Origin of the sequence: Sulfitobacter albidus (genome assembly GCF_018200035.1) — a bacterium.
GTDB lineage: Bacteria > Pseudomonadota > Alphaproteobacteria > Rhodobacterales > Rhodobacteraceae > Sulfitobacter > Sulfitobacter albidus.
In genome coordinates this window covers 813,696-827,539 of sequence record NZ_CP073581.1, presented here as the reverse complement: position 1 = coordinate 827,539, position 13,844 = coordinate 813,696, and the positions used below count along the sequence as shown (strand labels likewise).

The 13,844-nt window shown below is 64.3% G+C and carries 12 protein-coding genes and 2 pseudogenes; 4 read left to right on the top strand and 10 right to left on the bottom strand.

Features of this window, described 5'->3' with window-relative positions:
- Positions 1 to 72: 72 nt before the first annotated feature.
- Positions 73 to 1,356 carry a helix-turn-helix domain-containing protein gene (locus tag KDD17_RS03990; protein ID WP_212705387.1) on the bottom strand — a complete coding sequence of 428 codons (1,284 nt, stop codon included), beginning with the start codon at positions 1,354 to 1,356 and terminating at the stop codon, positions 73 to 75.
- A 116-nt stretch (positions 1,357 to 1,472) separates the two neighbouring features.
- Positions 1,473 to 2,696: a 5-aminolevulinate synthase gene (gene hemA, locus KDD17_RS03985; RefSeq protein WP_212705386.1), complete on the bottom strand. Its 1,224-nt coding sequence runs from the start codon at positions 2,694 to 2,696 to the stop codon at positions 1,473 to 1,475.
- A 196-nt stretch (positions 2,697 to 2,892) separates the two neighbouring features.
- On the opposite strand from hemA, the gene KDD17_RS03980 reads away from it, so the two are divergent.
- Positions 2,893 to 4,269: a M20/M25/M40 family metallo-hydrolase gene (locus KDD17_RS03980; protein ID WP_212705385.1), complete on the top strand. Its 1,377-nt coding sequence runs from the start codon at positions 2,893 to 2,895 to the stop codon at positions 4,267 to 4,269.
- A 141-nt stretch (positions 4,270 to 4,410) separates the two neighbouring features.
- Positions 4,411 to 4,956 carry a hypothetical protein gene (locus KDD17_RS03975; protein ID WP_212705384.1) on the top strand — a complete coding sequence of 182 codons (546 nt, stop codon included), beginning with the start codon at positions 4,411 to 4,413 and terminating at the stop codon, positions 4,954 to 4,956.
- Between the two features lie 103 nt (positions 4,957 to 5,059).
- On the opposite strand, the pseudogene KDD17_RS03970 reads toward KDD17_RS03975, so the two are convergent.
- The 3 genes and pseudogenes from KDD17_RS03970 to KDD17_RS03960 form a co-directional block, all read right to left on the bottom strand.
- Positions 5,060 to 6,183: pseudogene (locus KDD17_RS03970) on the bottom strand (aminotransferase class V-fold PLP-dependent enzyme).
- Between the two features lie 105 nt (positions 6,184 to 6,288).
- Positions 6,289 to 6,750, bottom strand: a complete 462-nt coding sequence (locus KDD17_RS03965; RefSeq protein WP_212705383.1) for an Lrp/AsnC family transcriptional regulator — start codon at positions 6,748 to 6,750, stop codon at positions 6,289 to 6,291.
- A complete protein-coding gene (locus KDD17_RS03960; RefSeq protein ID WP_212705382.1) occupies positions 6,747 to 7,202 on the bottom strand; it encodes an Lrp/AsnC family transcriptional regulator in 456 nt (151 codons plus the stop codon). Before KDD17_RS03960 ends, KDD17_RS03965 begins: the two co-directional genes overlap by 4 nt.
- Before the next feature lie 133 nt (positions 7,203 to 7,335).
- Here KDD17_RS03960 and ilvC point away from each other — a divergent pair, with 133 nt between their 5' ends.
- On the top strand, positions 7,336 to 8,358 hold the full coding sequence (ilvC, locus tag KDD17_RS03955; RefSeq protein WP_212705381.1) for a ketol-acid reductoisomerase: 1,023 nt from the start codon (positions 7,336 to 7,338) through the stop codon (positions 8,356 to 8,358).
- Between the two features lie 83 nt (positions 8,359 to 8,441).
- On the opposite strand, the gene KDD17_RS03950 is transcribed toward ilvC, so the two are convergent.
- A complete protein-coding gene (locus KDD17_RS03950) occupies positions 8,442 to 8,615 on the bottom strand; it encodes a hypothetical protein (protein WP_212705380.1) in 174 nt (57 codons plus the stop codon).
- Between the two features lie 117 nt (positions 8,616 to 8,732).
- Here KDD17_RS03950 and KDD17_RS03945 point away from each other — a divergent pair, with 117 nt between their 5' ends.
- Complete coding sequence (locus KDD17_RS03945; RefSeq protein WP_212705379.1) at positions 8,733 to 9,656, top strand: DMT family transporter; 924 nt, start codon at positions 8,733 to 8,735, stop codon at positions 9,654 to 9,656.
- A 114-nt stretch (positions 9,657 to 9,770) separates the two neighbouring features.
- Here KDD17_RS03945 and glmM read toward each other — a convergent pair whose 3' ends face one another.
- From glmM to KDD17_RS03925, 4 genes and pseudogenes are all read right to left on the bottom strand, one after another.
- Positions 9,771 to 11,120 (bottom strand): phosphoglucosamine mutase, encoded by a 1,350-nt coding sequence (gene glmM, locus KDD17_RS03940; RefSeq protein WP_212705378.1) that lies wholly within the window; start codon positions 11,118 to 11,120, stop codon positions 9,771 to 9,773.
- A complete protein-coding gene (gene folP, locus KDD17_RS03935; RefSeq protein ID WP_212705377.1) occupies positions 11,113 to 12,108 on the bottom strand; it encodes a dihydropteroate synthase in 996 nt (331 codons plus the stop codon). Before folP ends, glmM begins: the two co-directional genes overlap by 8 nt.
- 3 nt (positions 12,109 to 12,111) lie before the next feature.
- Positions 12,112 to 13,034: pseudogene (locus tag KDD17_RS03930) on the bottom strand (dihydroneopterin aldolase).
- Between the two features lie 89 nt (positions 13,035 to 13,123).
- Entirely contained in the window at positions 13,124 to 13,771 is a 648-nt protein-coding gene (locus tag KDD17_RS03925) for a cell wall hydrolase (RefSeq protein ID WP_212705376.1), read from the bottom strand.
- Between the last annotated feature and the right edge of the window lie 73 nt (positions 13,772 to 13,844).

Here is a 13,844-nt window from a genome sequence, read left to right as displayed (position 1 = left end):
TCAACCTCGCTGGACAGTCGGTTCCCCCCTACCTAGTCACCCAGCAACGGCTGTGCAACGCAAAGCTTGGGGCTACTCGGCCTGTGCGTCCGCCTCGTTTGCCTGCGTGCGCAGTTCGGCCACGAGGGTTTCCAGCGCGCTGTCGTCAGCGGGGTTGGCCGGCGTGTAAAGCTCGGCTAGGGCCTGCTGTTGCAGCGGCACGTTGGAGGTCACGGCACCGCGCCCCCCGACGGGCCCGTAGAATTCGCCGTTCATCACGAAATACACCGCGCCGCTTTGGCCTGTGCGCAGCATGGGGGGTTCTTCGGTGGCGGGCACGCTGAAGGTATCGCCCTTCTGCATGACTTTCTCAAAGATGTTGGAGCCATCGACGGAGGTGATGCGCACCCAAGTCTCGCCGGTGGCGACGACTCGCACTTCCGGCACGGGGCCTTCGACGACCTGCGGCAACAGCGCGCCGAAACGCGTCTCACCCGCCAACGCCTCCGTCACGGCGCCGTCGGTGTCAGGAGTAGCATCGGCCAGCTGCGTCGGGGCATCGGGGACAGCGGGCGTGGCAAAGGCAGGGCCGTTGAACACCCCACCGGCCCGCGGATCGAGCGTCGCAATGGGCGCGTCACGGGCCGTGAGCACCGGCACATCAAGCGCTGCCGGGCGGTAGAGCCGATCCAGCGCTTCGACCCGTGGGGTATCATCGATAGCGGCTGGCGCGTTCACTTCCGCGCCCAACGTGGGCGCGGAGGGGGCTGCGGCCTGCAACGGATCCAGATCGGAAAGCACGATTGGCGTCTGATCGACCGGGGCGACCTGCACGCGCTGCACTTCCTTCAGGACGGTCCAGCCGCCAAAACCAATGGCGCCGATCAAGGCGACAAGAACGGCCATGGACACAATCGCCCCCGGCTCAATGCGCGCGAACATGCTGTCGCCGGTCGGCGCAAAGGGCATCGCCGGCCGCGAGAAGATATCGCTTTCAGGTTGGCGGGTCAGACGCTCTTCGCGGGTGGGCTTGCGCACCACGGAGGCTTCGGCGGACATGCCATGCGCCACGCTGAACCCGCTTTCGGTGCAGAAGGCGTCGAATGCCTTGTCAGGGTCCATTCCCAGATAACGGGCGTAGGAGCGCACGTAGCCAGCAATGAAACCGGGCGTATCAAAGGCATCTGGATCGGCATTTTCGATGGCGGCGATGTAGGACGCTTTGATCCGCAGCTCGCGCTGCACGTCCAGCAGGGATTTACCGAGCGTCGCCCGCTCCCCCCGCATCAGATCGCCCAAACGCAGCTCGAATGCGTCGAACCCCTGTGGCTCAACCGCATCATCTTCCGCGTTTTTCGACGCCCAACGCCCAATCATCGCAAATACCTTTAGTGCCCGTTCGCCTCGCTAGCGACGCGTCCCCACGATTCGCTCAAGGTCTTTGTTGACCGATGCATAACATAGTTCAACGGCATTTACGATATATAGAGGGTCTATCCCGCCTCTTCGGCACGATTTAGCGCACAATGCGACCACAGACCGTCCATGGCGTGCACCAATGCATCGATTTCACCCTTACCGTGCACGGGAGAGGGGGTAAACCGCAGCCGCTCCGTGCCGCGCGGCACGGTGGGGAAGTTGATGGGCTGCACGTAGATGCCGTGATCTTCGAGCAGCATGTCCGACAGCATCTTTGTATGGACCGGATTGCCGACCATGACGGGCACGATGTGGCTGCCGTGATCGATGATCGGCAGGCCAAGCCCCTTGAGCCGCAGCTTCAGCTTGGCGGCTTGTTCCTGGTGTCTCGCGCGCAGCTCTGGCGCGCGCTTAAGATAGGCAACAGAGGCGGCGGCACCGGCGGCCACGGCGGGCGGCAGCGAAGTGGTAAAGATGAAGCCCGGCGCGTAGGAGCGGATCGCATCGCACATCTTGGCAGAAGCGGCGATGTAGCCACCCATCACGCCGTAGGCCTTGGCCAGCGTGCCGTTGATGATGTCGAGCCGGTGCATCAGGCGGTCGCGTTCGGCCACCCCTGCCCCGCGCGGGCCATACATGCCTACCGCGTGCACCTCGTCGATATAGGTCAGCGCGCCGAATTCATCGGCCAGATCGCAGATCGCCTCGATCGGACCAAAATCACCATCCATCGAGTAGATGGACTCAAACGCAATCAGCTTGGGCGCGTCGGCGTCGTCTGCTGCGAGCAATTCGCGCAGGTGGTCGACGTCGTTGTGGCGAAAGATCCGCTTGGCCCCGCCGTTGCGGCGCACGCCTTCGATCATGCTCGCGTGGTTCAATTCATCCGAATAGATGATGAGCCCCGGAAACAGCTTTGGCAGGGTCGAGAGGGTCGCGTCATTCGCGATGTAGGCGGACGTAAACAGCAGCGCCGCTTCCTTCCCGTGCAGATCCGAAAGCTCGGCCTCAAGACGCTTGTGATAGACGGTCGTGCCCGAGATGTTGCGCGTCCCGCCCGAGCCCGCGCCCGTCGCCTCAAGCGCCTCGTGCATCGCCTGCAGCACGACGGGGTGCTGGCCCATGCCCAGATAGTCATTCCCGCACCAGACCGTGATATCCTGCTCGGATCCATCCGGACGGGTCCAGACGGCGTGCGGAAACTGGCCATTGCGCCGCTCGATATCGATAAAGGTGCGGTAGCGGCCTTCGTCGTGCAAGCGTTGCAGGGCCTGATCGATCTGGTCCGAGTAGGTCATAGGCGTCTCCGTGGGCGCGCGGGCCCGTCCCGCTGATTGTTTAGAACGAATATAGATCGGGGGCTGAGGCTTCAATACGCAAACGGGCGCAGAGTGTCGCAGCCCTTGTTTCCAATGGGAAACCTGCGCCACTGGACACTGCCCCGCGCATCGCTACGCTCACGCCAAAGTTGACCCGATGACGGAGCCTGATCCCATGTCCCTCGATGCCACCCTCACCCATATCGACGCCGCCCTGCCGGAGGCCACCGAACGACTGCTGGAGCTGATGCGGATCCAGTCGATTTCGACCGATCCGGCGTTCAAGGCAGACTGCGACCGCGCCGCCGACTGGATGGTGGCGGATCTGCAAAGCATTGGATTTGATGTGCAAAAGCGCCCGACACCGGGTCATCCGATGGTGGTGGGGCACGCGGGGCCTGCGGACGGGGCGCCGCATCTATTGTTCTACGGCCACTACGATGTGCAGCCCGTTGACCCGCTGCACCTGTGGGACCGCGACCCGTTTGACGCCACGGTCGAGAGCACACCCACGGGCGAGGTGATCCGCGGGCGTGGGGCCGCGGACGATAAGGGCCAGCTGATGACCTTTGTCGAAGCCTTGCGCGCGTGGAAATCCGTAAACGGTGAATTTCCCTGTCGCATCACAGTTTTTCTGGAAGGCGAGGAAGAATCAGGCTCCCCCTCGCTGGTGCCCTTCATGGAGGAAAACGCGGACGAGCTGCGCGCCGATTTTGCGATGATCTGCGACACGGTGATGTTCCAAAGCCGCACCCCCGCGATCACCACCATGCTGCGCGGCCTGCTGGGCGAAGAGCTGACGATCAAGGCGGCCAGCAAGGATCTGCATTCCGGCATGTTCGGCGGGATTTCGATCAATCCCATCCGCGTGCTGAGCCGCATCATCGCGTCGCTGCACGACGATACGGGCCGCATCACCGTGCCGGGGTTCTACGACGGCGTGCCCGATCTGCCCGACGATCTGGAGGCGCAGTGGCAGGGGCTGAACTTCGACCACGCAGGATTTCTGAACGAGGTCGGGCTGAGCCATCCGGCAGGAGAGCAGGACCGCACCCCGCTCGAGATGATCTGGTCGCGCCCGACCTGCGAGGTCAACGGCATCGGTGGCGGCTATCAGGGCGACGGGTTCAAGACGGTGATCCCGGCGGAGGCATCGGCCAAGATTTCGTTCCGGCTGGTGGGCGATCAGGATCCGCACGCCATCCGGCAAAGCTTTCGCGCGATGGTCGAGGAAATGCTGCCGCCCGATTGCGAGGCCGTCTGGTCAGCGCATGGCGCCTCGCGCGCGTCGGGGGCCGCAACGGATGATCCGGCCTTTGCCGCAGCGCTCAAGGCGCTGAGCGAGGAATGGCAAATCCCCGCCGCCTATATCGGCTGCGGCGGGTCGATCCCGATCGCGGGGCATTTCGCCAATATCCTCGACACGCCGCCGATGCTGATCGGCTTTGGCAAGGACGACGACCAGATCCATTCCCCGAACGAGAAATACGATATGCAGAGCTTTCACAAAGGCATCCGGTCATGGGCGCGGATTTTGGACGCGGTGAGCTGAGATGGGGATTGCGGCGTCGCAGCGGATGGCGGGAATGAGGCCGAAGTCCGGAGGACCAAACGGCAATCCAATATCCGCCTTCGCTGTGTACCCACCTAAGATTTTCAGGTAGTAGTACCCATAGAAAACTTGGAGACGCCCGTGAAATTCCCGATTGCCCTCGGATTTGTAATCTCGCTCATTTCGACCTCGGTTTCCGCCGAGAGTATTCGTTGGAAACCCGAGACTCTCAAACCTGGTGACTACACCAGTATCAACCAAAGCCAGGGAGGTCTTATCCACCATGTATTTCGTGGGAAGGTCGGGCGTTTTTACGTTTTGGACAGCTATCGCGGTTCTTCTCCATCGGGGAAACCCGTTTTTTCAACGTACATGGACAAAGATGGAAATCAGGTTCGGTGGGTCAGGCAAGACGGTTTTGAGCTGAAATTCCGTCCCCATGACTGCAAGCGAACACTTGGGCGATGCCAGTATACTCAAACCGGTTCTGACGGAAAAAAGGAAGTCCGCTTGAGAATAACAGAGGCCACGCGGAACGGGTTCAAGTTCTCTGAATACGGATCTGACGGCAAGCGATTGTTCGGAGGTAATATTACTTTGGATGCACGCGGCAATGCAGGCAACGGTCGTTTGGACGGCTACCAAGGAAAGCAACGGTTTCGTCTGGTTAAGCAAGCATATCAATAGCAACCGACAAACCAACCTGCGCAGCTACAGTATGAAACCAGCCGTTGACGCGACTGTAGCGAATTCACGCTTCGTCCCGCTCACCAGACAAATCCCGCCACTCTCAAAGCACCTTTTCAACAACGGCCCTGAGCCGCGCCACGGTGCCGTCCACGTCATAGAGCTTGTCCAGCCCAAAAAGCCCCAGCCGGAAGGTTGAGAACCCCTCGGGCTCGCCCACTTGCAGCGGCACGCCTGCGGCGATCTGCATGCCGTGGGCCATGAATGCCTTGCCCGATTTCACATCCGGGTTGTCGGTATAGCAGACCACTACCCCCGGCGCGCCGTAGCCCTCGGCGGCCACGCTTGTCACGCCCCGCTCGGCCATGAGCGCGCGCACGGCGTCGCCGAGCCTCCACTGTGCTTCTTTGAGGCGGGCAAAGCCGTATTTCTGGGTCTCAACCATCGTGTCGCGGAAGGCGCGCAGGGCGTCCGTGGGCATGGTCGCGTGATAGGCGTGACCGCCGTCGAGATACGCCTGCATGATCGCGTGCCATTTGCCCAGATCAATGGCGAAGCTGTCGGATTGCGTGTGCGCCAGTTGCGCCACCGCCCGGTCGGACATCATCACGAGGCCCGCACAGGGTTGCGCGCTCCACCCCTTTTGCGGAGCGGAGATCAGCACGTCGACGCCCAGCGCCTTCATATCCACCCAGGCACAGCCCGAAGCGATGCAATCGAGCACCATCAGCGCGCCCACATCATGCGCCGCCGCCGTGAGGCGTTTGATATAGTCGTCGGGCAGGATCACCCCGGCGGAGGTTTCGACATGCGGGGCAAAGACGACTGCCGGGCGCGCCTCAGCAATGGCGGTCTCGACCTCTTCGATGGGGGGCGGCGCAAAGGGGCTGGGGGCGGCGTTGCCCTGCGGGCGTGCCTTGATGACGGTGGTGTTGGCGGTCAGCCCGCCGGTTTCGATGATCTGGCTCCAGCGGTAGGAGAACCAACCGTTGCGCACGACGACCACATCGCGGTCGCGGGCGAATTGGCGGGCGACCGCCTCCATCCCGTAGGATCCGCCCCCGGGATCACGGCGACCGCATCGGCGTTGTAGACCTCGCACAGCATCGCGTGGATATCGCGCATCACCCCCTGAAACGACGCGCTCATGGAATTGAGCGAGCGGTCGGTGAACACGACCGAGAATTCTTCGAGCCCGTCCGGGTCCACTGTATCAAGCAATGCCATGATGATCTCTCCCTTGGATGTGGCGGGAGCGTACCCCGGCGGCGCGCAAAGGCAAAGCGCCCGTCGCACGGTTTCGCGCCGATCCGCGTTTCCGATAGGCGGCGGTCAGCCGCGCAAAGGCCCCGGCAGCCGTTCCTCGCTCAGCAGCACGTTCGCCTCGACCTGCCCTGCGCCGGGCAGCGTCATGATGCGGCGGCGCAGGACACGCTCAAAATCCGCCAGATCGCGCGCGACCACGCGCAGGCGGTAGTCATAGAGGCCCAGCACATGCTCGACCGTCTGCACCTCCGGAATGGCGATGACGGCACGTTCGAAATCCTCAAGGCTGACGCGCCCCTTGGTCGCCAGTTTCACGCCCAGAAACACCGTTACGCCAAAGCCGAGCTTTTCCGCGTCGAGCCGCAGGCGGCGACCTTTGAGCATGCCTGCCTCTTCGAGGCGGCGGATGCGGCGCCATGTGGCGGGCTGGCTCAGGCCCAGCCGTTTGCCCAGCGCCGCCGTGCTTTGCGCGGCATCGCGCACCAGTGCCAGCACGATGGCGCGGTCGGTGTCGTCCAGCGGCATCATATCGGCAACCCGTGCGCGTCCTTGATCCGCGCCACATGCATCAGGGCCTCGATGTCGGCGATATGCGGCAGGGTCAGGATGCGGCTGCGGTAGATACTTTGATAATGGGTCATGTCGCGGGCGATCACCGACAGACGTGCGTCGACCCGGCCCAGAAACGTCTGCGCCTCGATCACTTCGGGCACTTCGCGGGCGGCGGCAAGGAAGGCGTCGAACGCGTTGCCTTGCGTCTTGTCCAGCGTCACGCGCAGCGAAACCTCGACCGTGTAGCCAAGAGCGGCCCAATCGACGATGGCCTCAACCTCGCCCAGAATCCCCCTGTCGCGCAGACGCGCGATGCGCCGCGCGGCCTTGCCCTGCGTCATCCCGCACCGCTCTGCCAGCTCCCCCGTGCTCAGGCTTGGCTCCGCCTGCCAATAGCGCAATAAGCGGCGGTCCAGATCATCAAGCATGATTTTTCCGTTCTTCAGACATTGCACGCATTACCACGCCTGAATTCCTGAATAAAGCGGCGATAGATCGCTGGCCCCTCGCCACGGTTTGTCTATAACTCGGGCCAGAACCCATCCCCGAAAGGACAAGACAATGCGCGTATACTACGACCGCGACTGCGACGTGAACCTCATCAAGGACAAGAAGGTCGCCATCCTCGGCTACGGCTCCCAAGGCCACGCCCACGCCCTGAACCTGCGCGACAGCGGCGCCAAGAACCTCGTCGTCGCCCTGCGCGACGGCTCGCCCTCGAAAGCGAAAGCCGAAGGCGAAGGCCTGCAGGTCATGGAAATCGCCGAAGCGGCGGCCTGGGCCGATGTGATCATGTTCACCATGCCAGATGAACTTCAGGCCGAGACCTACAAGAAATACGTGCACGACAACATCCGCGAGGGTGCGGCAATCGCCTTTGCCCACGGTCTGAACGTACACTTTGGTCTGATCGAGCCCAAGGAAGGCATCGACGTCATCATGATGGCGCCCAAGGGCCCCGGCCACACCGTGCGCGGCGAATACACCAAAGGCGGCGGCGTGCCGTGTCTGGTAGCGGTGGATCGCGACGCTTCCGGCAAGGCGCTGGAAATTGGTCTGTCCTATTGCTCCGCCATCGGCGGCGGGCGTTCCGGCATCATCGAGACCAACTTTCGCGAGGAATGCGAAACCGATCTGTTCGGCGAGCAGGCCGTGCTTTGCGGTGGTCTGGTCGAACTCATCCGCATGGGTTTTGAGACGCTGGTCGAGGCGGGCTACGCCCCCGAGATGGCCTATTTCGAATGTCTGCATGAGGTGAAGCTGATCGTCGATCTGATCTATGAGGGCGGCATCGCCAACATGAACTACTCGATTTCGAACACCGCTGAATATGGTGAATATGTCTCCGGCCCGCGCGTGTTGCCCTACGACGAGACAAAGGCCCGGATGAAGGCGATCCTGACCGACATCCAGACTGGCAAATTCGTGCGCGATTTCATGCAGGAAAACGCCGTTGGCCAGCCGTTCTTCAAGGGCACGCGCCGGATAAACGACGAGCACCAGATCGAAGCCACCGGCGAGACGCTGCGCGGCATGATGCCATGGATTTCCGACGGCAAGATGGTCGACAAATCCAAGAACTAAGGCCCGCCTCGCGCGGCACAGGAAAAGGCCCGCCTCGCGCGGCACAGGAAAAGGCCCGGAGCGATGCTTCGGGCCCTTTTGGTTTATTTCACATCCGCAGGGGTGCCGTGCGGATCACCGTCCTTGGCGAGCGTCGATTTGGGCGCGTGCGGGTCATCCATCCGCTCTTCGACCTTGTTCTTGTTCCAGTAGGCAAAGCCCACTGCGAGGATCAGCGTGGTGAAAACCAGCGCTGCGGTCAGTAGTGTCCAGTCCATGATGTGTCTCCAGTCAGGTTGCAATATCTTGCAAAGGTAACCGCCACCGGGCGGGCATCGTTCCCGGACGCGATGTCACACCTTGCCAGCGCGGGGCAAAGAGGGCATGGCAGCGCGATGGAAACCGCCCCCCGCATCACGCTCGCCAGCTGGCTGATGGTCGCCACGCTCGCCTTTGTCTGGGGCGGGACGTTTCTGGTGACCGAAGTCGCGTTGCTGGGGATCACGCCCTTCTGGCTTGCCGCCGCGCGCATCGGGTTTGCCGCCGTGCTGATGGGGATGGTCTGGGCCGCGTTGGGCTTTCGCCTGTTCGAGGTGCGCCCCGCGCGCGCCACGACCGCCACGGTTCTGGCCATCGGCGTGCTCAGCTCTGCGCTGCCGTTTTCGCTGCTGGCCTGGGGGCAGCAATATGTGACGTCGGGCTTTGCCGGCGTGTCCATGGCTGCCGTCGCGCTGATCGTGCTGCCGCTGGCGCATTTCACCGTGGCGGGCGAGCGGATGACACCGCGCAAGACGGTGGGATTTGCCATCGGGTTTGTAGGCGTCGTGATCCTGATCGGTGCGCAGGCGTTTGAAAGCACGGGGGCCGCGCGCGAGGGATGGGGACGCATCGCCTGTGTGGGGGCCGCAGCCTGCTATGCGGTGGCTTCGATCCTGATGCGCCGACTGCCTGCGGTGCATCCGATCGGGCTCGCCTCCGTTTTGCTGATGATCGGCGCGGCGGTGAGCCTGCCGGTCGCGCTGGCGGTCGAAGGCCCGCCGCCGCTGCCCGATGCCAAGACCCTTGGCGTGCTGGCGTTTCTGGGTCTTATCCCCACGGCGGCGGCGAATTTCCTGCGCGTTTTGGTGGTGCGCAGCGCGGGGCCTGTTTTCATGTCGCTGGTCAATTATCAGGTGCCGCTGTGGTCCGTCCTGTTGGGCGCATGGCTCTTGTCTGAGCCTCTGCCCTCCTCGCTGCTGCTCGCCATGGCGCTGATCCTGACCGGCGTGGGACTGAGCCAGTTCGGCGCCCTCAGCCGTCTCTTCAAGCGCCGGGGCTGACCTCCGGCGCGTGCCTGTCGCTGCGCGCGCGACCTGAAAAATTTCGTGCTGGCCCGCAGGGGCTGCGCATGTCTTAAATATTTCGCGCAGGCCCGCAGGGGCTGCGCTGGGCGGTCACGCGCGCACGGCGTCCTCGACGGCGCGGACCACGCTGTGCACCGTGCGGGTCATCAGGGCGGCATCCTCATGCTCCGCCATGACCCGTACCAGCGGCTCGGTCCCAGACTTGCGGATCAACAGCCGCCCACCCTGCGCCAGATCGGCCTCCGCCTGCGCGATGGCAGCCTGCACAGACGTGTCCTCCAGCGGCGTCTGGCCCGCGGAAAAGCGCACGTTTTCCAGCAGCTGCGGCACCGGATCGAACTGGTGCAGAAGCTCGGATGCGGAGCGTTCGGCGCGGATCATCTCGGCCAGGAATTGCAGGCCGGCCATCAGCCCGTCGCCGGTGGTGGCATAGTCGGTCATCACGATATGGCCCGACTGCTCGCCCCCGAGGTTATAGCCCTTCTCACGCATCCGCTCGACGACGTAGCGGTCGCCGACACCGGTGCGTACCAGCTCGACCCCGCGACCGGCCAGAAAATGCTCAAGCCCCAGGTTGCTCATCACCGTGGCCACCAGCGCATCGCCACGCAGGCGCGCGTCGGCCTTCCAGCGCGCGGCCATCAGCGCCATGAATTGATCGCCGTCGCCCACGCGCCCCGTCTCGTCGAGCAGGATCACCCGGTCGGCATCGCCATCAAGGCAAATGCCCACATCCGCACCATGCGCCACCACTGTTTCGGCGGCCGTGGTGGGGTGGGTCGAGCCGCAGGCGTCGTTGATGTTGTGCCCGTTGGGCGAGACCCCCACCGGGATCACCGTCGCCCCCAACTCCCACAGGGCCATCGGCGCCACGTGATGCGCGGCGCCGTTGGCGCAATCGATCACCACCTTCAACCCGTCGAGCCGCATCTGGCGCGGAAAGCTGGATTTCACCCGCTCGATGTAGCGAAAGCGGCTGTCGTCGATGCGTTTGGCCCGGCCGATCTCGGGGGCGGCCACCGGCTCCACGCCCGCCGCGACCAGCGCCTCGATCTCCGCCTCGACCGCATCCGACAGCTTGAACCCATCGGGGCCGAAGAATTTGATCCCGTTGTCCTGTGCCGGGTTGTGGCTGGCCGAGATCATCACCCCTAGATCCGCCCGCATCGATCGGGTCAGCAGCCCCACTGCCGGTGTCGGCACAGGCCCCAGCAAGAGCACATTCATCCCCGTCGAGGTCAGCCCCGCCGTCAGCGCGTTCTCGAACATGTATCCCGACAGGCGCGTATCCTTGCCGATCACCACGCGTTTGACCGATGACGCACTCTCGCGGCGGAAATAGCGGCCGACGGCGGCGCCGATGCGCAACGCCATATCGGCGGTCATGGGATGGATATTCGCCGTGCCCCGCACGCCGTCGGTACCAAAAAGCTTAGTCATTTGCGTATCCTGTCACAGTGGCGCGCCAAAGGGAAATCGCCTGAACGGTCTGCGCCACGTCATGCACGCGCAAAATTTGCACCCCCTGCCCCAGCGCCGCAAGTGCCACGGCAATCGAGCCCGGCGCACGGTCGGACGCTTCGGGTGCCGCGCCGATGGTGCCGATAAACCGCTTGCGCGAGGCGCCCAGCAGGATCGGCACGCCCAGCCCGTGAAACGCCGAGATCCGCGCCAGCAGCGCAAGGTTATGCGCCTGGGTCTTGCCAAATCCAATCCCGGGATCGGCGATGATGCGGGCGCGCGGGATGCCCGCCGCCTCAAGCGCCGCGATGCGGGCGGCGAGATGGTCGTAGACGTCGTGCAGCACGTCGTCGTAGCGCGGGTTTTGCTGCATCGTGGCCGGGTAGCCCTGCGCGTGCATCACGCAAACCGGCACGCGGGCTGCTGCCGCCACGTCCGCCAGCGCCGGCTCATGGGTGAAGCCCGAGACATCGTTGATCAGATCCGCCCCGGCGGCCAGCGCGGCCTCCCCCACTGCCGCCTTGCGCGTGTCGATGGATATCGTGCCGACAAATCCAGCCGCGCGCAGACCCGCGATCACCGGCACGACGCGCTCGATCTCTTCGCCCGCGGGCACGTAGGCCGCACCGGGCCGCGTGGATTCGCCACCGATGTCGAGGATCGCGGCCCCCGCCGCCGCCATCGCCAGCCCGCCGCGCACCGCATCCTCGGCGGCGGCGTGCAGACCTCCGTCGGAAAAGCTGTCGGGGGTGGCGTTCACGATGCCCATGACGGTCGGGCGTTCCCCAAAAAGCGCGCGGGGCGCTGTCAGCGCCTCCAACTCGCCCACCTTCTGTGCCCGCAGAATTTCGGGCGGGGCGTCGCGGCGCAGAAGCTCGACCCGGTCAAACCACCCCCAGCCGCCCGCCAGCGTGCGGGCACCTTCGGGACGGGCCACATCGGTGCTGACGACTGGGCGCAGGATCATCGGCTAGATCTCTGCCTCATCCACAGCCAACGCGCGTAGCGGCACCGACGCGCCCTCCGGCAGGGCCGCGCCGATCACCAGCATCTCGCGCGCCTCGAAGCCTGCGGCGAACCACGCCGCAAGAGACACGGCATCGCGCGGCTGGGCGGAGGGTTGCTCCACACTGTCGAGCACGATCTTGGAAGGCGCCCAGACGCAGGTCTGGCCGTTCTTCATCGCCCAGTCTAGCTCGGTCCGGGTTTCAACCACGACGCAACGCGCATCGCGGGCCGCCAGCACCCATGCGTTTTGTTCAATCGCCAGCAGGTCGATGCGGCGCTGTGCCATCGGGTGCGACACCTGCGGGGCAGCCACGTCCGCGGGCCCCACGCACAGGATCAAGGGGCGCTCACGTGCGTGCAATTGATCCAGCCAGCCGGGCAGATGATCCGACGCAATGGCCGCGTTACTCAGAAACACGAGCCTCGGATGCGGGGTCTCTTCGGGCGCGATTTCAGCGGGGGGGCACCGACGCGGGCACGCACGATCTCGACCCCCAGCGCGCCGGGACCGCGATCAAGCTTTTCGATCCGCACGAACACCCGCATTGCCTGCGGCTCCAGCAGGATCCGCTCCGCCACCCGTTCGGCCAGCGTTTCCAGCAGGGCCAGCCGTTCGATGGCAAGCTCGGCGCCGATGGCCTCGGTCACACGGTCGTAGGACAGGATGCGGTCGACATCATCGTCGATCGGCCCCGCCAGCGGCTGCACCTCGACGACGATGTTGAAACAGATGCGCTGGGTCACGCCCCGCTCGGCCTGAAACGCCCCGATCTCGACCTCGACGGTGTGATCGCGCACCGAAATACGGTCCAGCGGCGTGTCGGGCGCACTGGCGGCGGCACGCTCGGACGGGTGCGCAAAGGCAAGGCGGGTCTCGGATGTCATGGCAGCTCACATGATGGGGTCGCGCGCCTCTATACCGCGCGCGGCCCCGGTCGCAACCGCGCTTCGCGCCACCCCAGAGCCAAAAAGCGTCAGTTGCTCGCGGTCTGCACGCCCCGGCGGTAGAACAGATGCACGCCGTAGCGCGCGGTGCGGGTGAACTTGCGCGCCCAGCTGGGACGCACGGCGGTGGTGTGATAGAACGTCGCCCCGTCGGTAATTTCGGGCGCGCGCCCGTCTAGGGCGGCACGGGCGACTTTCGACACCTGCGCGTAGGCGCGTGGTTCTGCGATCACCTCGGCGTGGCCGTCGCAGGTATAGGTAAACTGGCACTGGTACTTGCGGCCCGTGCCCTGATTGATCACGCCGCAGTAGCTGTCGGGAAAGCGCGCGGATTTCACCCGGTTCGAGATCACCTCGGCGACCGCGAATTGCCCCTTCACGGTTTCGCCGCGCGCTTCGAAATAGAGCGCTTCGGCAAGGCATTTGAATTCGCTGTTGCCGCTGGGCTTGGGCTGGCTGGCGAGCCAGTCCCGGCTGAACACCACGTCTCCTGCCGCCTGCGGGCTGGCGGAAATCACCAGCTTGTTCAGGCGCGCGGCATCGATCTTGCCCATGTTTCGGGCCTCGATCTTGGCAAGATTTTCGGCGGCGGCGTTGGCCACGGCGGTTTGCGGGGCTGCCACGAGCGTAAGTGATGCCAGTGCGAGCGCGAGTGTCTTTCTGTATCCAGACCGCATTGTCTGTCCCTTTTTATCTTTTTCAGATGGAACAGCGCCTAGCCGGCGGTACGGCCTCGGGCAAGCCAGCCGC